This window comes from Streptosporangium sp. NPDC005286 (genome assembly GCF_040607515.1).
GTDB lineage: Bacteria > Actinomycetota > Actinomycetes > Streptosporangiales > Streptosporangiaceae > Streptosporangium.
Window position 1 is genome coordinate 1 of sequence record NZ_JBEXGU010000172.1, and the last position, 19,574, is coordinate 19,574.

Here is a 19,574-nt window from a genome sequence, read left to right on the forward strand (position 1 = left end):
ATACTTACGCCCCCCATCGTGCATGAGTAGCACATCTTCATTCAGCACCATTCTCGGCGTCTCAAGGGTCGGCCCCGGGACACCCGGTGCTGTGACCGGCGAACCTTCCCGGTCACAGTTCCGATGTTCCTCAGACCCCGAGAATGGTGCTGAATGAAGATGTGCTACTCATGCACGATGGGGGGCGTAAGTATCGGTAGAAGTCGGCGGATCCTGGTTGCGGCCGTCGTGGTGATTAGGCTGGTCGTCCTGGACACCCGGATTTCGGCCTGCCGCCGCCTCGGACCCTCCTGACCTCCATGCAGTGGGTTGCGCTCGTCCTCGCCATGCTGATCGTGTACGGCGCGGCTGTACGGCGCACCGCGGAGGTGGCCGGGGTGGTGGCGCTTGCCTTTGTCGTCATTACGGGTGGGGTCTCCGGCTTTCCGGGGTGGCGGGTCCGTGATGTCGTCGGGAGCCTGTTGCTGGCCGCCGGATTGGCTGCGGTGGCGTGGGCGCTGGGGCGGTGGCGGCGGCGGGTCCTTGCCAAGCGGGATGCGCTCGCCGCCTTTCTGGCCGGGGTTGAGGCAGTGCCCGCGACGGCTGCCGCGGTGGAGCGGCTTCGGCTGGCCGGCGAGTTGCACGACACCGCGGCTCATCGGCTCACCGGCATCGTGGTCGGCGCGGCCTCAGCGCTGCGGCTGGGGGATGCGCGGCTGGTGGCGTCTGCGCTGGAGCACGCGGCGGCTGAGGGGCGGCTGGTGGTGAGGGAACTGGCCGCGCTCACGGATGGTGTTCCCGGGGTGCCACGGCTGGCCGACGTCGACACGCTGGCCGGACCCGGGGTGGTGTACCGCAGGACGGTGGACGAGGTGCGGGAGGAGGTGGCGGCGGTCGCGTACCGGGTGGTGCGGGAGGCGCTGACCAACGCCGCCCGATACGCGCCGGGCGCGCAGGTGCGGGTGGAGCTCGCCGCTACCGACGGAGACCTGCTGGTGACGGTGATCAACCAGGCCGGGGAAGGCGGCAGGGCGGAGGACGGCCTCGGGGCGGGAAAGGGGCTGGCCGGGCTCAGGGCGGCCGCGGCCGAGTGCGGAGGAACGCTGACCGCCGGCCCCCGGGGTGATGGGTGGGCCGTGGTGGCGTCCTTCCGGATGACGACACGGGGGCGGGGGAGGAAGGACGGGTGGCGGGGGAGACGGGGGGCGGATTGGGCGTTGGCGGCGTTGGCCGTCGGATTGTCGGTCGGGACCAGCCTGCTCGACAGCGACCCCGCCGACCTGTTGCTTCTCCTTCCCCTCTGCGCCCTCCACGCACTACCGCTCGGCTGGCGCAGACGGGCACCCGGCTTCGCGCTGGCGGTGGCGCTGTCGATCTACCCGGTGCTGGTGGCGACGCGAGCCGTACCGCCCGCGGGAGATGTGTTCCTGTGGTGCTCGTGGGTGGAACTGGCGCTGCTCTACGCCATCGGACTAAGCAGGAAGGGCCTTCCTGCCTGCCTGGGCATGGCGGCGGTAGGTGGGCTGGCGCTGGCGGCCGGCCCGGGGATCACGGGCAACCGGCTGGGCGCGTGGGTGGTGCTGGGCCTGGGCGTCACCGTGCTCGCCGTCACCGCCTGGGCACTTGGCGCGGCCGTCGCGACGATTCGGGCGCGGCGGTCGGTCGGGGAGGCGCAGGCGCGCACGGCGACGGGTGAGCTGACGGCGGCAGCCGTACGAACGGAGCGGGACAGGATCGCGGGCGGTTTGCGGCGTACGGCGATGCGCCACGTGGAGGCGGTCGTGGCGGCGGCAGATGCGGGCCGGCTCGCCGACGCGCTGGCCGAGGCCAGGGGTGGACTCACCACACTCAGAGACCTGCTCGAAGAGCTGGGCGAGATGGGAGATCCGGCCCCTACGCTGGCCGGAGTAGCGGCGCTGGCCTCCCGCAAGGGCGCCATCGTCAAGTTCACGGGCGAGCGCCGCGAGGTGGACCCGGCGGTCCAGGTGGCCGCGTTCAGAGCGGCAGAGCAGTTCTTCGAGCACGGCGACGAGGTGACCGTGGCCTACCTGAACGGTGGCGTGAGCATCGAGGGCAAGGCCACGGCCGGGTTCCGAGACCTCGCCGACGCGGTCGGGGGGGAACTGATCACCATGGCTGATGGCACGATACGGGTATGGCTACCCGAATGATCACCATTCTTGTCGCCGACGATCAGGCGGTCGTGCGGGCGGGCATAGCGGCCGTCCTGGACGCCGAGCGCGATATGACCGTGGTGGGTCAGGCGGCCGACGGGCAGGCGGCGGTCGAGCTGACTCTCCAGTCGCGCCCCGACGTGGTGCTGATGGACGTCAGGATGCCCGGCCTCGACGGCCTGCGGGCCACGGCGCGCATCACCGCCGAGGTGCCCGGGACGCGGGTGGTGGTGCTGACCACGTTCGGGCTGGACGACTACGTCTTCGGCGCGTTGCGTGCCGGCGCCGCCGGGTTCCTGCTGAAGGACGCGGAGCCCGAGCGGGTGATCGACGCGGTCCGGGTGGTCGCAGCCGGAGACGCCATGCTCGACCCAGGCATCACGAGGCGGCTCATCGACCGATTCGCGCAAGAGCCGCCGCCGTACAACGGCAGCACGGGCGTGCTCACGCCGCGCGAGACCGAAGTGCTCAAGCAGGTCGCCACCGGCCTGAGTAACGCCGAGATCGGCGCGGTGCTCGGTATCAGCCCGGCCACCGTCAAGGACCACATCGCGGTGATCCTCGGCAAGCTCGGCGTACGCAACCGCCTTCAGGCCACCATCGCCGCGTACGAGACGGGCCTGGTCCGCCCCGCCGCGCGGCGGGGGGAGCAGCCCATCCTGACGGAGGAAGAACCGGCCTCCTCACCTTCCTAGCGTTGATCCCATGAAGCTTGTCCTGGGGGCCGTCCTCGCCCTGATCCTCTCGCCGCTGATCTTCTTCGGCGTCGCCATGGTCGTGCCCGTGTACCCGGTCTTCGCCGGAGCGGCCGCCGTCTCGATCGTGTCGATCACATGGCTGGTCGCGCGAAAAGCACTGTATGTCGTAGGTGTCACCGTTGTGCTCTGCGGTATCGCCGCCGTCACCGTCCTGCTCCCGTTTCCCGCGCCGGTGCCGGTGATTCCGGCGGGTGTGCGGTTCTGGGACCTGCCCACCGGCTCCCGCCTGGCCTACGTCAGCGAACCGGCCAGGGGTACGGCCAGACCGTATCCGGTGATCTTCCTGCACGGCGGTCCCGGCACACCGGGTGAGGGGGTCCCGGAGGGCGGGCGGGAACTGGCCGGTGAGGGGTTCGACGTCTATGCCTACGACCAACTCGGCGCTGGACGCTCCACGCGCCTCGACGATGTCAGCGGTTACACGGTGGCCAGGCACGTCGCCGATCTCGACGCCGTCCGCAGCGCGCTCGGCGCCGAGCGGGTGATCCTGGTCGGCAGGTCCTGGGGCGGCACCCTGGCGGCCGCGTACATGGCGGCCCATCCCGGCCGTGTCGCCAGGGCCGTGCTGACCTCGCCGGGAGCGATCTGGGAGCCTGCCTATCCCGACGGCGTGGGCTCGCCCTGGGGCAACGGGGACGGGCCCGACGGTTCGCTGCGCTTCCTCGTCCAGAACGTCCTGCTCGGGCTCAACCCGGCGGCCGCGCATAGCATGGTGCCCGACCGCGAGGCGGACGCCTACTTCCGCGAACTGCTCATCTCCGCCAAGGACGCCACCGGCTGCCCGGGGGCGGCGCCCGCGCCCACGCACACCAATCAGCCCGGCTTCTACGTCAACCAGGTCACCTCCGCAGACGCGGAGACCGTACCTGATCCCAGGCCCAAGCTGCGCCGGGTCCACGTGCCGACGCTGATCGTGCGCGGCCAGTGCGACTACCTCAAGTGGCAGGTCACCGACGAATACCGGCGCACTCTGCCGAACTCGACATTCCTCTACGTGCCCGGCGCAGGGCACTCCATCGCCAACGGCCGTCCTGACCTCTACCGCGAGCTTCTGACGGCCTTCCTCCTCGGGAGAAAGCTACCTACGCCCTAGCCAGTACTACAGTCATGCCCCGCGATCTATAGTTTGGTTTATGTCGGATGTGGTGACGTCTGAGGATCTGCAGTCTTGGGCGGCGGGGCTGGATGGATTGTTCGGGCGGGTGGAGCCGCGTCGGCAGGCGCGGGCGTACCTGACGGGGGCTGCTGGCGCCGGTGGAGCGTAAGAACGGCTGGCAACCGGCGGAGGCCGCAGGTGATTCCCAGCCTCATCGGATGCGGCGATTGCTGAACAACGTGCGGTGGGATCCTCGGGACGTCCGTGTTGACCTGCGTGATTACCTGATCGAGCAGCTTGGGGATCCGAGCGGAGTGCTGATCGTGGATGAGACCGGGTTCGTCAGGAAGGGCACCCGGTCGGCTGGGGTGCAGCCCAGGAATGGCCGGATCGGCGACCTCATCCTGTCCGGCGGTGAACATCCACCCCACCGAGTCGAGTAGCACCTGATCTCCCATCCGGCGGTCACCGACATTGCGGTGATCGGTGCCGCCTACCCCGGAATCGGCCCAGCGGGTGCTGGCCGTGATCCATCCAGCCGCAGGCGACGACCTGCGGGCCCACTGCGCGGACGCCCTGGCCTCCTGCAAATTTTCATCCCCGAGCTGATCAGCCTGTGGTGGCAGGGCCGCTTCCCGTTCGACCGCCTGATCCGTACCTACCCGCTCGGCGAGATCAACGATGCCGAGCGTGACTCCTTGAGCGGTGCGACGATCAAGCCCGTCCTACTGCCGGGCTCATGAGGTCGATCGTGGTCGCCGGCGCGGGCAGCGCCGGTCTCGCCGCCGCCGAGACCATCCGCAGGGAGGGGTACGACGGACGCCTGACCCTCCTCGGCGGCGAGCCCGGGCCCCCTACGACCGGCCGCCGCTGTCCAAGCAGGTGCTGGCGGGAACCTGGGACCTGGGCCGGGTGGCCCTGCGTCCGCCGGAGCACTAGGCGGCCCTCGACATCGACCTTCGCACCGGCTGTCCCGCTACCGGGGCCGACCTGGCCGCCGGAGAGGTCGTGCTCGGCGACGGCGGGCGGGTGCCCTTCGACGGCCTGATCGTCGCCACCGGCGTCGAGCCGAGGCGGCTGCCCTTCGGGCACGACCTGGCCGGAGTCCACCTGCTGCGGGACGACCGTGACGTCATGGCGCTCCGGGCGGCCTTCGAGGCGGGGCCGCGGCTGGTGATCGTCGGGGCCGGGTTCCTCGGCGCCGAGGTCGCCGCCACCGCCCGCGGACTCGGCCCTGAGGTCACGCTCGTCGATCCGCTGCCGGCGCCCATGCTGCGGCAGCTCGGCGCCACGCTCGCCGGGCGGGTGACCGAACTGCACCGCGCCCAAGGCGTACGGCTGCGGATGGGAACCGGCGTGCTCGGCATCACGGGCGAGCGGGGCCGCGTCACCGCCGTCGCGCTGGACGACGGCACGGTCGAGCCGGCCGACTGCGTGCTCGTCGCCGCGGATCCACGCCGAACGTGGCCTGGCTGCGCTCCTCGGGCCTGCCGCTGGCCGACGGGATCGTCTGCGCCGCCCACTGCCGCGCCGCCCCCGGCGTGTACGCCGCCGGCGACGTCGCATCCTGGACTCCACCCCCGGTACGGCCGCATGCGCCTTGAGCATCGGATGAACGCCACCGAGCAGGGGATCGCCGCCGCGCGCAACCTCCTGGATGGGGATGTTGCCGTGTTCGCGCCCATGCCATACTCCTGGACCGACCAGTACGAAACGAAGATCCAGATCCACGGCGTGATCCCATCCCACGCCGAGCTCGTCGTCGCCGAAGGCGACCTGGACGGAGACCGGTTCACCGTCCTCTACCGGGCGGGCAGCCGCACCCACGCCGTCCTCACCTGGAACGACCCGAAATCCGCGCGCCGCTACCGGCAGGAGCTGGCGGCCGGGGACCCCCCCACAAGCCGAAGAAGGCGACCATGACAGAGACGCAGTCCTCAACCCTCGCTGAGACCCTGGCCCAGCGATTCCCCTGGCCTCGGCCGGTCATCGACCCGCCGGACGCCTACGCCCAGCTGCGCGCGGAGAACCCGGTGGTCCGCGTCACGCTGATCAGCGGCCAGCAGGCCTGGCTGATCACCCGCTACGACGACGTCCGGGCCATTCTGGCCGACCCCCGGGTGAGCGCCGACACCCGCAAACCCGGGTTCCCCAGCCTCGGCTACCAGCCATCGGAGCACGAGCGCCCGTTCCTCCGGATGGACCCGCCGGAGCACACCGTGTTCCGCCGCCTGCTGTCGAAGAACTTCATGGTCAAGCGGGTGGAGTCGCTCCGCCCCGACATCCAGCGCCTGGTCGACAAGACCATCGACGCGATGCTTGCCCGGCCGGAGCGCCCGGTCGACCTGGTGGAGCACCTGGCCCTGCCGGTGCCGTCCACCGTGCTGAGCTGGATCCTCGGCGTACGGGCGGAGGACCGCGTGTTCTTCAACAAGGTCACCGAGGCACTGATGAACGGCAGCGACGTCACCGACCCCCAGGCCATGCAGCGCTTCCTCCAGGCGATCCAGGACCTGAACGCGTACACGGCCGAGGTCGTGGCCGAGAAGCAGGCTCAGGAGGACCCCGGCGACGACATCCTGGGTCAGCTCGTCCGGGCCGCCCGCGAGGGGACCGTCACCCACCAGGACATCCTCAACACCGGCCTGCTGTTCGTCCTCGCCGGTTACGACACCACCGCGAATATGACCGCGCTCGGTACGCTGACCCTGCTGCAGCACCCGGACCAGCTTGCCGAACTGCGTGCGAACCCGGCGCTCATCCCGGCCGCGATCGAGGAACTGCTGCGCTACCTGACCATCGTGAACCTGATCGTCCTGCGGGTCGCCGCCGAGCCCATCGAGATCGGCGGTCAGGTGATTCCGGCCGGGGACGGGATCATCCCGCTGAACATCTCCGCCAACCGCGACGACGCCCACTATCCGGACGCGGCGACCTTCGACATCCACCGCGGCGCGCGCGACCACTTCGCCTTCGGCCACGGGGTGCACCAGTGCATCGGCCAGCCGCTGGCCAGGGTCGAGCTGCATGTCATCTTTGAGACCCTGCTGCGCCGGATTCCGACACTCAGCCTGGCGGTGCCGGTCGAGGAGATCCCTTTCAAGATCTGGTCGCCCATCAACGGTGTGTTCAGGCTTCCGGTTACCTGGTAAGGAATGGCATGATCATCAACGGTGTAAATGTGCCGGCGGCCGGGATGTTCGACGTGATCGACCCGGCTACGGGCAAGGTCTTCGCCCAGGCGCCCGACTGCGGCCCCGAGCACTAGTAGGACTTGGTTACCTCGGGTAAGAGACGGTATGTCACCTGCTTTGGGGGCGAGGAAACATGGCCCCTCAAGGACTCGAGGCCGTGCGGGCGCGACTGGAGACGTTTGCCGCTGAGGTGTTCTCCTGTTTCGCCCGTACTGATCAGCGGCGGTGGGGCGCGCGGTATGTGCGTGGCCTGCTGAGCGATGTGGCGCGTAAATCGATGCTTGCCGTGCATGTCTCCCAGCCGTCCCACCACCGGCGTCGCGACGGCGCCCGCGAGCAGCGTGGCGGTGATCGCCCAGGTGGTGTCGGACACCGTGGCGCTCAGCAGCCTGGGGAACTGGGGGATCAGGGGGATCACCAGGGTCTGCATCAGCGAGACCACGATCCCGGCGAGGGCCGGCACCACCACGACGGTATTCGTCCGCGGCGGGACGGATGCCACGGCAGGTTCGGCATGGGGCATGGCGAAATCTCCGGCCTGACAGTACGGGTGCGGATGGTCTGACAGATTTTAGACAGGTTTTAAGTCAGTTGCTTGACTTAAGTTAACAACATCGGTTGACTGATCGTGACTCGAAGGTCGGTTCCGAGGGGGCATGGTGAGTCAGGGTGACGGTGGGCCGAAGCTGAGCTATCCGATTCCCGGCGAGGCGGCTTTGGAGCCGCCGGCCGAATGGGCGCGACTGCGGCAGGGGTGTCCGGTCGCGCGGGTGACGCTGCCCAGCGGGGACGAGGCGTCGCTGGTCACGCGCTATGAGGACGTCAGGCGGGTGCTGTCCGACCCGCGGTTCACCCGGCCGACGCGCGCGGACGACGCGGCCCGGATCTCGGCCAACGAGTCGGGCGGGCTGTTCAACGATGAGATGTCGATGTCGATACCGCAAGCCGGTGAGGGGCATAAGCGGTGGCGGCGGATGATCGGCAAATGGTTCACCGTCAAGCGCATGGCCGCGCTGCGACCGGGGATGGAGGCGATGGCCGAGCGGCTCGTCGACGACATGCTGGAGCGGGGCCGGCCGGCGGACCTCAAGGCGAGCCTGGGCTTCCCGCTGCCGGTGTGGGTGATCTGCGACCTGCTCGGGGTCCCGGACTCGGACCGGGACAGGTTCGCGTACTGGTCCGACACGTTGCTCAACCTGACCCGGTACACGCAGGCGGAGATCGACGCGGCACAGGCCGAGTTCGTCACGTACATGGCCGCCCACATCGCCGCCAAGCACGCGGAACCGGGCGAGGACCTGCTCAGCGAGCTCATCACCGGCGCCGACGCCGACGGCGAGCGGCTGTCCGACGCGACACTGGTGGCCACCGGCCAGGGTCTGCTGGTCGCCGGACACGAGACCACCGCGAACATGATCGGCAAGATGGTGGCGATGCTGCTGGCCGACCGGCGGCGCTGGGAGCGGCTCCTGGCGGATCGGTCGCTGGTGCGCTCCGCGGTGGAGGAGGCGCTGCGGTTCGACGCCAACCCGGGATTCGGCATGCCGCGCTATCTCGGTGAGGAGATCGAGGTCGCCGGGACCCTGCTACCGCCTGGGACGACCGTGGTGTGCAGCATGGCCGCGGCCAACCGCGACGAGAGTGCCTTCGAGGGTGCCGACGAGATGAATCTCGGCCGCAGCCCGAACCCCCATCTGGCCTTCGGTGTCGGCGCGCACTCGTGCCTGGGGCAGGCACTGGCCCGCACCGAGTTGCAGGTCGTGCTCGAGGTGCTGCTGCGCCGGCTTCCCTCCCTGGAACTCGCCGTTCCGGTGGAAGAGCTGCACAAGGTCGAGGGGCTCGTCGTCGGCGGGTTGCGCGAGGTTCCGGTGCGATGGTGACCATGGCCGGCAGGACCGCCCGGGCCGAGCGGGCCGGTGCGACGCGGGAGTCGATCCTGGTGGCGGCGGAGCGGTTGTTCGCCGAGCACGGGGTGTTCGCCGTCTCCAACCGTCAGGTCAGTGAGGCCGCGGGGCAGGGAAACAACGCCGCGGTCGGCTATCACTTCGGGACCAAGGCCGATCTGGTCCGTGCCATCGTGCGCAAACACGCCGAGCAGATCGAGCGGGTACGCGTGCGGATGCTGGCCGAGATGGGCGACAGCTCGAACGTGCGGGACTGGGTGGCCTGCCTGGTGCGCCCGAGCGCCGAGCATCTGGCCGCCTTGGGAGACCTCACGTGGTATGCCCGGTTCGGTGCCCAGGTGATGACCGACCCCGCATTCCGCGAAATCATGGTCGACGAGTCTCTCACCTCGCCGTCGCTGCACCAGGTCCTCGACGGGCTGAACCGCTGCCTTCCCGAACTGCCGGCCGAGGTGCGTGCCGAGCGCGGTGACATGGCCCGTCAGCTGATGGTGCACATGTACGCCGAGCGTGAGCGCGCTCTCGCGGAGGACACCCCCACCCCCCGGTCCAGCTGGCACGACGCCGCGACCGGGTTGATCGACGCGCTCGTCGGGCTGTGGCTGGCACCGGTCACGCCCTGCCCATGACGGGAGCCGTCGCGCCTCGGTGAATCGCGGGCAAAGGAGGAGCTGACCATGAAAGTCACTGTGGACGAGGTCAAATGCCGCGGTGCCGGCCAGTGCGTGCTGATCGCACCGGAGGTGCTCGATCAGCCCTGCGATGACAGCCGAGAGACGCCGGTCCGACACCGCTCTCGGCGACGACCACTGCCCCTTCAGGAGGGGAAGTGCTCATCAACGCCTGCCGCGAACATGTCGCGGTACGGGTTCCATTGGAGGAATCAATGACCAGTACGTTGAATCCGGCGAGTGAGCACCCCGCGGAGACTCCGGAGTACCCGATGGCCCGGGCGGCGGGCTGCCCGTTCGACCCGCCCCCGACTCTGCGGGCCAAGCAGCAGGAGGGACCGCTCGCCAAGGTCCGTCTGTGGGACGGCAGCACCCCGTGGCTGGTGACCCGTTACGCCGAGCAACGGGCACTGCTGGCCGACCCGAGGGTCAGCGCCGACGTCACCCGGCCCGGCTACCCGAGCTCGGCCCCCGTCAACGGCTCGTCGAAGGTCAGCTTCATCCTGATGGACGATCCCGAGCATGCTCGGCTGCGGCGGATGGTGACGGCGCCGTTCGCCATCAGGCGGGTGGCCGCGCTGCGGCCGGCCGTGCAGAAGATCGTCGATGACCTGATCGACGACATGCTCGCCGGCCCGAAACCGGTCGACCTGGTCGAGGCGTTCGCCCTGCCGGTGCCCTCACTGGTGATCTGCGAGTTGCTCGGTGTGCCGTACGCCGACCACGACTTCTTCCAGGACAACAGCAAGACCGTCATCAAGCGGGACGCGACGCCCGAGCAGCGGTCGGCCGCCCTCGGCCGGCTGGCCGGCTACCTGAACGACCTGTTGGGCGAGAAGCTCACCAACCCCGGTGACGACATGCTGTCCGGGCTGACCGAGCGGATCAGGACCGGGGAACTGTCCCGGCAGGAAGCGGCCCAGATGGGGGTGCTGCTGCTGATCGCCGGGCACGAGACCACCGCGAACATGATCGCGCTCGGCACGCTCGCCCTGCTGGAACACCCCGACCAACTGGCCCTCCTCCGCGACTCAGGCGATGAGCGGCTGGTCGCCTCGGCGGTGGAGGAACTGCTGCGCTACCTGAACATCACGCACAACGGGCGGCGCCGGGTGGCGCTGGAGGACATCGAGATCGCCGGGCGGCTCATCCGCGCCGGCGACGGGCTGATCTTGGCCAACGACATCGGCAACCGTGACCCCGAGGCGTTCCCCGACCCCGACCGGCTGGACATCCAGCGCGACGCCCGCCGCCACGTGGCCTTCGGCTTCGGAGTGCACCAGTGCCTGGGCCAGTCGCTGGCCCGGCTGGAACTGCAGATCGTCTACAGCACCCTCTACCGGCGCATCCCCACCCTGCGGCCGGCCGCGGATCTGGACCAGATCCCGTTCAAGCACGACGGGTCCGTCTACGGAGTCTACGAACTCCCCGTGACCTGGTGACCTTCCCTCGCACGGCAGACAACCGACTACGCCGATAACCAGGAGGATCTCATGAAGGTGACCATCGACCAGGACAAGTGTGTCGCTTCCGGACAGTGCGTGGTCGCTGCCGCGGACGTGTTCGACCAGCGTGACGAGGACGGCATCGTCGTGCTGCTCAACCCGGACCCGCCGGCGGAACAGGCCGCCGACGTCCGGCACGCCGCAGTGGTCTGCCCGGCGCTGGCCATCCACATCGAGGAGTGACGGGCAGATCGACTCCGGACGCTGCGCCATGGTTCTCGATCTCCGTGCCGCCGCGCCGTGCTCAGCCGTTCTCCGGACCCAGGTCAGCCGTGCGCATGGCCGATCGTATGATCTCTTCCAGGCGCTCGCTGTGCGCGCCGCGCCAGTAGACCTGGCCGCATTCCGAGCATCGGCCGTAGACGTCGTAGGAGCGCTTGGTCCCGGGCTCCAGCAGGCGGTCGATCTCGTGTTTCTCGACGGGTATCAACTCTCCGTTGCAGGCCGTGCAGCGGGTCCACGGCCGCAGCGGTAGCGCGAATCGCTCCAGCAGGTCACGGAGCTGATCGTTCGCCTTGTTGCCTCGTACGTAGGCGCCGAGCCAGAGCGCCCGGCGGCAGAGCAGGCCGTGGTCCTGGGTCAGCAGCACGCGGCGTTCCCGGTTCGCCTCGACGACCAGGGAGGGGTCGTCCATGTCGTTGTGGTAGGTCGCGTCCACGCCCAGCAGCCGGAGCCGTCGCACGAGGGTGCCCAGGTGGACGTCGAGCAGGAACCGGGGCGCCTGCTGTCCCGGTTCGAGCGGCACTCGCTGGGGGCGGGGCACGGCGTGAACGTGGATCACGTCACCGGCGGCGGGCTGGTAGGACGGGCCGACCTCCGCGCCTTCGACGGTCAAGGGCCCCACCTCCGGCAGCGGAATGCCAAGTGACTCCACGACATGCCCCAGCGTCGATGTCCCGTCGGGCGCCACCCGCTGCCACTCGCCTCGCCGGCGCGCGGGCAGGAACAGGAGCAACTCGGGGGCGATATGCAGGCGGATGTCAGATTCGATCACACTTTCAGCATGCCATCCTCCGCGGGCGCCTCGAGGCCGTGGTGCGGGATGGGTGACGGCTGTGACCCGGGCCTGTGTGATCTATGTTGGCGTCGACTCTGAACGCGGGCTTATGGCCAGCGCGGCCAGCTCCGCTGCCTGTTCGGGGTGGAGCGGGGGCAGCGCGGTCAGCAGGCGCAGGTAGATGATGCCCAGCACGGCCTCGGTGGCCAGCGCGACGCTCGGCAGGTTCAGCCGATCTTCTCGCTGGGCCCTTTCCATGATGGGTGCCAAGGATGCCTGCTGGTGCTGATGAGCCTGCGACAGGGCCTTTCCCAGGGCGTCGTCGGCCGCGAAATGCGGTGCGAGCTGTCTGATCAACTCTCCGGCGAGGGTGGTCGTCAGCACGGTGATCTTTTTGTGGAGCAGGGTTTCCAGGGCGGCGGCGACGTCGTCGGTCTCCTCGGTGGTCTCGCTCACCTGGGCGAAGGCCATGTCCACCGCGTCGGAGATCAGCGGGGCGATGTCGGGCCAGCGTCGGTACACGGTGGGGCGGCCCACGCCCGCGCGGCGCGCGATGGCCTCGATGGTCGTCTTGCCCAGCCCGTTCTCCGCGACGATTTCGAGCGTGGCCCGCAGGATGCGCTGAGAGGCGTCACTGTCGAGGGGTCTGCCGCCGCGCGGCCGGTCGATGTCACGCATGGGCTTATCTTCTCACCTAGATACGTTACGATACACGGACGTAATGAAGCAGGGTGAGAGGAGCGTGTCATGCCCCTGGCGTTGATCACAGGAGGGTCGCGCGGAGTGGGTGCCGCACTGGCGCACGAGCTGGCACGGCGCGGATATCGGCTGCTGCTGTGCGGTCGGGACGCCGACGCTCTGGCCCGTGTCGCGGCCGCCCTGCCGCAGGTCACGGCAGTCCCGTGCGATCTCGCCGATGTGACGCAACTACGTCTTCTCGCCGAGGCGGCGACCCGCCTGGGCGAGCTGTCGCTGCTGGTCAACAATGCCGCTGTCCAGGACGTCTACGAACTCGGAGACCTGACACCGGACCAGGGGTGCGATCGCATCAGCCGGGAGATCGCGATCAACCTGACCGGACCCTTGCGGTTGACGGCACATTGCCTGCCGTTGCTACGGGCCCGGCCAGGCTCTCGGATCGTCAACGTGACCTCGGGGCTGGCCATCGCGCCCAAGCGCGGTGCCGCGGTGTACTGTGCGACGAAATCGGGCCTGCGCACCTTCACCCGGAGCCTGCGCTACCAGGAACAGGCCGCGGCATCGGGAGTGGCGGTCACCGAGGCGATGCTGCCGCTCATCGACACCGACATGACCGCGGGCCGCGGCAGGGGAAAGATCAGCCCGCAGGACGCCGCCCGGGCCATCGCCCGCGCCATCGACCGAAATCGCGACCACGTCTATGTGGGCAAGATCAGGCTGCTCAACGCGCTGCACCGGGTGAGTCCGCGGCTGAGCTACCGGGTGACGCGCGACGGGTAGCACCGCTTTTCGTGACCTGTTCGGAATAGCCGTCGCGCGAGGGTGCCCAGGTGGACGTCGGGCAGGAACCGGGGCGCGTGCTGTCCCGGTTCGAGTGGCACTCGCCGGGGGTGGGGCACGGTGTGAACGTGGACCACGTCACCGGCGGCAGGCTGGTAGGCCGAGGCCGACCTCCGCGCCTTTTCAGGCCGCCTGCACATGGGAACCCCGGATCGCCGCGTGACCGTCCTTGCTCAGCGGTTGTCCGCGATGTGGTTGGCGGCGACGTAGCCGAACGTCATGGCGGGGCCGATGGTGGAACCGGCGCCGGCGTAACTGTGGCCCATGACGGCGGCGCTGGCATTGCCGGCCGCATAGAGGCCGGGGATGACCGCAGCGGCCGGAGAGAGCACCCGGGCCTTGTCGTCAGTGACCATTCCGCCCTTCGTGCCGAGATCACCGGGGACGATCTTGAAGGCATAGAACGGCGGAAGCCACAGCGGGGCGAGACAGGAGTTGGGAATGACCGCCGGGTCGGTGTAGTAGTGATCGTAGGCACTGTTGCCACGCTTGAAATCGAGGTCCCTGCCGGTCGCGGCGAAGCTGTTGAAGCGGCTGATCGTGCCCTGCAGAGTATTGGCGGGGACGCCCATCTTGGCCGCCAGACCCGCGATCGTGCTCGACCTGACGAGGGCACCGTTGCCGTACCACGCGTCCGGGAACGGCAGGGTCGGCGCGAGATCCTTGAAAAGGTAGCGGTTGCGGTAGCTCTGGTCGATGATCATCCAGGAGGGGATGTCCGGCGCCGTGGCGTTCTTCTGGTACATGACATGGACCACGTCGCTGTAGGGCGCGGCTTCGTTCACGAAGCGCATGCCTTGCTGGTTGACGATGATGCTGCCCGGAAGGGTGCGCTCGGCCAGACAGAAGTACGGTTCGCCGGGCAGCGGGATCACCGGCCCCCACCAGGAGTCGTCCATCAGCGCGACCTCGGCGCCGGTCGCGAGACCGGCCAAGATGCCGTCGCCGGTGTTGGAGGCGGCACCGATGGTCCAATCGGTGCCGATGGGCTGCTGCTGATATCGGTTGCGCATGCCGGCGTTGTGCTCGAAGCCGCCCGAGGCGACCACGACCCCGTACTTGGCCTTGAGCAGGGTCTGCGTGCCGTTGCGGGTCACCAGCACGCCGGTGACCCGGCCCGCGTCGACGCGTAGATCGACGAGCGGGGTGTTCAGCCAGACCGGCACGCCGGCCTGCAGCAGTCCGGCCCGCAGCGCTCCGGCCAGCGATTGGCCCATGGTGAGCGGTTTTTTGCCCTGTGCGGTGGCCTTGATCCAGCGATTGTAGGTTTCGAGCGCGATGGCGGCGCCCTTGGCGTTGACCAGGGCGAGGTTGAGCCACTTGTAGTCGGCGCTGAAGACTACCTGGCCGTTCGGAACCGGGATGTAGGCAGGGTTCAGGTTGGCCAGTTCCGGGCCGAGGAGATTCCCGTCGAACATGTCCGGCTCGATGGATCGGCCGTTCGGCAGGCCGCCGGTCCGTTCGGGATAGTAGTCGGAGTAGCCCTCCATGTAGCGGAAGCGCAACGGGCTGTTCTGCATCACGAAAGAGATCATGGCGGGGCCGTTGTCGAGAAACGCCGCCTGCCGGCCTGCGGGCACCTCGCTCCCGACGACCGCCGCGAGATAGGCGGCGGCTTTGGCCGGGGTGTCCGGTACCCCCGCGGCGAGAATGACCTGGTTGTTCGGTATCCAGATCCCCGCACCTGACCGGGCCGCCGAGCCGCCGAATTTGGCCGCTTTCTCGACCACGAGCGTGTTCAGCCCTCGCTCTGCCGCCACCAGCGCAGCAGTCATCCCGGCTGCCCCGGCCCCGACCACCACGACGTCATACTCCGGCGCGTCAGCGATATCCGCATGGGCGGCGACACTGCCGATTATCTTTGAGCCGAACGCGATCCCGGCGCCGGCGGCGGCGCCGCGCAGCACCTGCCGGCGGGTCGGATGGGAACTGTGAGCAGGCATTCGAAGACCCTTCGCATGAGAAACGGCCTTGACGGCACCTCGCGCCCGGTACCTGCTGTTGAAACGTGTTCTATTTCGAAGTGCCAATCATGCGCTTGGTTGGTATACCTGTCAACGGCGGACGGCGTCGATCTTGACGGATCCGGATGTCCGCCATCGGGCGTCCGGCCGACTGTGGTTCCCGTCGCTGTCGTCCCTCCGCCATGCCGGGCCGCCCTGCTTCGTCGCCGTCGCTCCCATTTTCGGGTGGCGCCCTTGGCATATCCTCTGATCATGGAGAGGGGCCTGATCGAGCGGTCCCGTGTGGCGACGAGTAATCCCAAAGAGCGGGCGAGAAGGAACTTCGGCATGGCAAGCCACATTCGAGTGGCTGACTCGGCACCCACTACCTCGAATCTATCCAGCCAAAGACGAACGCAGCACTGGGCCATACAGGGAAAACCCAGGTCGACGCAGCATTTCCGACTGAAGCGTGCCCCCAGGAGAATTCGCCCACCCCGATAGGCCCTCACGTGCTGAGCTGCGCAAACGAGCCCATCATGACCCCAACAGAGCAATTATCTGTTGAACTCGGGTCGGTATTCAGGACCGAATGAGAACTAGGCATTGCCCTAGATACACCGTCCTTACAATCCCGGGGAAAGTAGATCATGAACTGAGGCCAGCCCCTTGGAGACAACCCCATGAGCAAACTGGCGACTTCGGCGGATATAGCTGTTGTGGGTCTTGCTTGTCGGTTGCCTCAGGCCGATGGTCCAGCGGCGTTCTGGGACTTGTTGACCGGTGGGGTCGACGCGGTCACCGAACGGACCGGTGACGGTGGGCCGAGGTGGGCGGGACGGTTGGCGGACAAGGCGGCTTTTGACGCGGCCTTCTTCGGACTCTCCCCACGAGAGGCCCGGTACACCGATCCGCAGCAGCGGATCATGCTCGAACTCGGCTGGGCGGCGCTGGAAGACGCCGGAATCATCCCAGGTGTCCTCAAAGGGACGCCGACCGGCGTTTTCGTCGGTGCGATGGCCGACGACTATGCGTATCTGAGCCACCGCGCCGGGCGCATCGGCCACCACTCGCTGACCGGAATCGGCCGCGGGATCATTGCCAACCGCCTCTCGTACTTCCTGGGTGTCAACGGGCCGAGTCTGACCGTCGACACCGGGCAGTCCTCGTCATTGGCCGCCTTGCACCTGGCGTGCGAAAGTCTGCGGAGCGGCGAGAGCGAGATCGCCCTGGTCGGCGGCGTGAACCTCATCATGGCCGAGGAGAGCACCAATATCGTCGAGGAGTTCGGTGGGCTGTCCGCCGACGGGCGATGCTTCACCTTCGACGCTCGCGCCAACGGTTACGTGCGCGGTGAGGGCGGCGTCTGTGTCGTGCTCAAACGGTGGGAGGACGGCGACGACGCGTACGCCGTCATACGGGGGACCGCGCTGAACAACGACGGTGGCGGTGACTCGCTCGCGGTGCCGCGCGGTGAGGCGCAGCAGGCGGTGATTCGGGCCACTTGTCGCCGGGCGGGGGTGGCGCCGAGCGATCTGCACTACGTGGAATTGCACGGGACCGGCACGGCGGTCGGCGACCGGATCGAGGCGGCGGCGCTCGGCGCGGTCTTCGCCCCGGGCCGGGACTCGCCGTTGCTGGTCGGGTCGGTCAAGACGAACATCGGTCACCTGGAAGGCGCGGCCGGGCTGGCAGGTTTCCTGAAGGCCGTGCTTTCGCTGCGGCACCGGATGATTCCGCCCAGCCTGAACTTCGCCGAACCCAACCCCGAGATCGACTTCGACGCCTGGCGCCTCCAGGTCGTCCAAGAGAACACCCCGCTGCCAGACGGTGCGGTGGCGGGTGTCTCGTCGTTCGGGGTCGGCGGGACCAACTGTCACGTCGTGCTTTCGTCGACCGGGCGCGGGGCCGACGCACCGGAGAACCCCGTCGAGGCACCGCTGTTGTGGCCGATGTCGGGCAAGACGGCGGGCGCGGTCCGCGACCAAGCCCGCGCCCTGCACGCGGAGCTTCTGTCCCGTCCCGACCTGAGTCCCGCGGACGTCGGCTTCTCGTTGGCGACGACCCGCACCGTGTTCCCGCACCGGACGGTGATCAGCGCAACCAGCCGGACCGAGTTTCTGGGGGCTCTCGACACCCTTACCGGACCGAACGTGGTCAGCGCCAAGGCCCGTGCCGAGGTGAAACCGGTCTTCGTGTTCCCTGGGCAAGGGACGCAATGGGTCGGTATGGGGACCGAACTCCTTGACACGTCACCGGTCTTCCGCGAGCAGTACACCGCCTGCGCGGAGGCGTTGAGATCGTTCGTGACCTGGGATCCGTTCAGCGTGCTCGACGACGAAGCCGCGCTCGCCCGAGTGGACGTCGTGCAGCCGGTGCTGTGGGCGTTCATGGTCTCCGCCGCCGCGCTTTGGCGTTCCTACGGTGTCGAGCCCGCAGCGCTCGTCGGTCACTCCCAGGGCGAGATCGCCGCAGCGAATGTGGCCGGCGTGTTGTCCATAGAGGATGGTGCGCGTGTCGTCGCCATGCGCAGCAAGGTCATCGGTGCGAGGCTTGCCGGTCGCGGGAGGATGGCATCGGTCGCGATGTCCCTCGACGAGCTGCGACCGTTGCTCCCGCCGGTAATCTCGGTCGCGGCGGTCAACGGCCCCAAATCCGTCGTCGTGGCAGGTGAACCTGGTCCGATGCGGCAGCTCGTCGACGAACTTACCCAAGCCGGTGTCAGGATCAAGCTGATCGGTGTCGACTACGCCTCCCACACGGCACAGGTCGAACCTGTCATGGCGGAGCTGGCCGAGCTGCTCGCTCCGATACGACCACAGGAACCTCGGATTCCCATCCAGTCCACGGTGGACGGTAGCGAAGTGCTGGACGGCGACTACTGGGTGCGCAACCTGCGCCGGCCCGTTGAGTTCGAGGCGGCGACGGATGCGCTGAAGGCCGCCGGGCACGAGGTCTTCCTGGAGATGAGCCCGCATCCGGTGCTGACGCCCTCGATAGAGGGTGATGTCTCGGTGGTGGGCACACTGCGCCGCGACGACGGAGGACTCGACAGGTTCCTGTTGTCCTTGGCGACCGCGTACACCCACGGCGTCACCGTGGACTGGCACGCGGTGTTCGATGCCGGGCGCCGCGTTCGGTTGCCGGGCTATGTCTTCCAGCGCCGGCGGTACTGGCTTGACGAGCCGGAGAAGGCCGAGCGGCCGGCCGCGGTGAACATGGCCGGAATCGTCGCCGCTGAGATCGGTGCCGTGCTCGGCCACACCGACCTCGACCCCACTGCCACGTTCAAAGAACTCGGCGTCGACTCGGTCACCGCGGCCGACCTGCGGGCGAGACTCGTCGCCGCGACCGGGCTCTCGCTGTCCACCACGGTGATCTACAACCATCCGACTCCGGCGGCGTTGACGTCCTACCTGGACGCTCTTGCCGACGGATCGGAGCCGGTCCGGGTGAACCAAGATCCGGTAGCCGGCGACGACGATCCCGTGGTGATCGTGGGAATGGCGTGCCGTCTGCCGGGGGGAGTGGACTCGCCGGCCGCGCTCTGGCGTCTCATGGACTCCGGTGCCGACGCGATCTCCGCGTTCCCGGTCGACCGTGGCTGGGATCTCGACGCGTTGTCAACGCTGCCGCAGCAAGGCGGGTTCCTGGCCGATGCGGCCGGGTTCGACAGCGACTTCTTCGGGATCTCGCCGCGTGAGGCGTTGGCGATGGATCCGCAGCAGCGGCTGGCGCTGGAGGTGACCTGGGAGGCGGTGGAGCGGGCCGGGATCCCGCCGTCGTCGCTGGGCGGCACCCGGACCGGCGTGTA

The 19,574-nt window shown here is 68.6% G+C and carries 15 protein-coding genes and 3 pseudogenes; 14 read left to right on the forward strand and 4 right to left on the reverse strand.

The genetic code is table 11. The annotated features are described in order from the left end of the window. Positions 1-299 precede the first annotated feature (299 nt). From ABZU75_RS38240 to ABZU75_RS38270, 7 genes and pseudogenes are all read left to right on the forward strand, one after another. Complete coding sequence (locus ABZU75_RS38240) at positions 300-2,150, forward strand: histidine kinase (protein ID WP_355565598.1); 1,851 nt, start codon at positions 300-302, stop codon at positions 2,148-2,150. Further along, on the forward strand, positions 2,147-2,848 hold the full coding sequence (locus ABZU75_RS38245; RefSeq protein ID WP_355565638.1) for a response regulator transcription factor: 702 nt from the start codon (positions 2,147-2,149) through the stop codon (positions 2,846-2,848). Before ABZU75_RS38240 ends, ABZU75_RS38245 begins: the two co-directional genes overlap by 4 nt. Positions 2,849-2,858: 10 nt before the next feature. Beyond that, positions 2,859-4,004, forward strand: coding sequence for an alpha/beta hydrolase (locus ABZU75_RS38250; RefSeq protein WP_355565601.1), 1,146 nt, complete (start codon positions 2,859-2,861; stop codon positions 4,002-4,004). 40 nt (positions 4,005-4,044) lie between these two features. Continuing rightward, positions 4,045-4,381: pseudogene (locus ABZU75_RS38255) on the forward strand (transposase); the annotation flags it as partial. 105 nt (positions 4,382-4,486) lie between these two features. Further along, on the forward strand, positions 4,487-4,750 hold the full coding sequence (locus ABZU75_RS38260; RefSeq protein WP_355565604.1) for a hypothetical protein: 264 nt from the start codon (positions 4,487-4,489) through the stop codon (positions 4,748-4,750). Between the two features lie 265 nt (positions 4,751-5,015). Further along, complete coding sequence (locus ABZU75_RS38265) at positions 5,016-5,930, forward strand: FAD-dependent oxidoreductase (RefSeq protein ID WP_355565607.1); 915 nt, start codon at positions 5,016-5,018, stop codon at positions 5,928-5,930. Next, a complete protein-coding gene (locus tag ABZU75_RS38270; RefSeq protein WP_355565610.1) occupies positions 5,927-7,159 on the forward strand; it encodes a cytochrome P450 in 1,233 nt (410 codons plus the stop codon). Before ABZU75_RS38265 ends, ABZU75_RS38270 begins: the two co-directional genes overlap by 4 nt. Positions 7,160-7,475: 316 nt before the next feature. Here the strand turns inward: ABZU75_RS38270 and ABZU75_RS38275 are convergent. Then, positions 7,476-7,724, reverse strand: a pseudogene (locus ABZU75_RS38275) (MFS transporter); the annotation flags it as partial. 133 nt (positions 7,725-7,857) lie between these two features. Between ABZU75_RS38275 and ABZU75_RS38280 the strand changes: the two are divergent. The 5 genes and pseudogenes from ABZU75_RS38280 (at position 7,858) to ABZU75_RS38300 (ending at position 11,464) form a co-directional block, all read left to right on the forward strand. Further along, positions 7,858-9,081: a cytochrome P450 gene (locus ABZU75_RS38280; protein ID WP_355565613.1), complete on the forward strand. Its 1,224-nt coding sequence runs from the start codon at positions 7,858-7,860 to the stop codon at positions 9,079-9,081. Then, positions 9,075-9,734, forward strand: a complete 660-nt coding sequence (locus ABZU75_RS38285) for a TetR family transcriptional regulator (protein WP_355565616.1) — start codon at positions 9,075-9,077, stop codon at positions 9,732-9,734. Before ABZU75_RS38280 ends, ABZU75_RS38285 begins: the two co-directional genes overlap by 7 nt. A 48-nt stretch (positions 9,735-9,782) precedes the next feature. Next, positions 9,783-9,872 (forward strand): annotated as a pseudogene (locus tag ABZU75_RS38290) (ferredoxin); the annotation flags it as partial. Between the two features lie 119 nt (positions 9,873-9,991). After that, the gene (locus ABZU75_RS38295; protein ID WP_355565619.1) at positions 9,992-11,218 is read left to right on the forward strand and encodes a cytochrome P450; all 1,227 of its coding nucleotides are present in this window, start codon (positions 9,992-9,994) and stop codon (positions 11,216-11,218) included. 51 nt (positions 11,219-11,269) lie between these two features. After that, positions 11,270-11,464 (forward strand): ferredoxin, encoded by a 195-nt coding sequence (locus tag ABZU75_RS38300; protein ID WP_350923953.1) that lies wholly within the window; start codon positions 11,270-11,272, stop codon positions 11,462-11,464. 61 nt (positions 11,465-11,525) lie between these two features. On the opposite strand, the gene ABZU75_RS38305 is transcribed toward ABZU75_RS38300, so the two are convergent. Both ABZU75_RS38305 and ABZU75_RS38310 read right to left on the reverse strand, forming a co-directional pair. Then, complete coding sequence (locus ABZU75_RS38305) at positions 11,526-12,275, reverse strand: Mut7-C RNAse domain-containing protein (protein WP_355565623.1); 750 nt, start codon at positions 12,273-12,275, stop codon at positions 11,526-11,528. A gap of 81 nt (positions 12,276-12,356) precedes the next feature. Beyond that, on the reverse strand, positions 12,357-12,956 hold the full coding sequence (locus tag ABZU75_RS38310; RefSeq protein ID WP_355565626.1) for a TetR/AcrR family transcriptional regulator: 600 nt from the start codon (positions 12,954-12,956) through the stop codon (positions 12,357-12,359). Positions 12,957-13,025: 69 nt separating this feature from the next. On the opposite strand from ABZU75_RS38310, the gene ABZU75_RS38315 reads away from it, so the two are divergent. Next, the gene (locus ABZU75_RS38315) at positions 13,026-13,757 is read left to right on the forward strand and encodes an SDR family NAD(P)-dependent oxidoreductase (RefSeq protein ID WP_355565629.1); all 732 of its coding nucleotides are present in this window, start codon (positions 13,026-13,028) and stop codon (positions 13,755-13,757) included. A 233-nt stretch (positions 13,758-13,990) separates the two neighbouring features. Here the strand turns inward: ABZU75_RS38315 and kstD are convergent, their stop codons facing one another. After that, entirely contained in the window at positions 13,991-15,760 is a 1,770-nt protein-coding gene (kstD, locus tag ABZU75_RS38320; RefSeq protein ID WP_355565632.1) for a 3-oxosteroid 1-dehydrogenase, read from the reverse strand. A 683-nt stretch (positions 15,761-16,443) separates the two neighbouring features. Here kstD and ABZU75_RS38325 point away from each other — a divergent pair. Continuing rightward, positions 16,444-19,574: type I polyketide synthase (locus ABZU75_RS38325; RefSeq protein ID WP_355565635.1), on the forward strand; the 3,131-nt coding region annotated here is incomplete at its 3' end.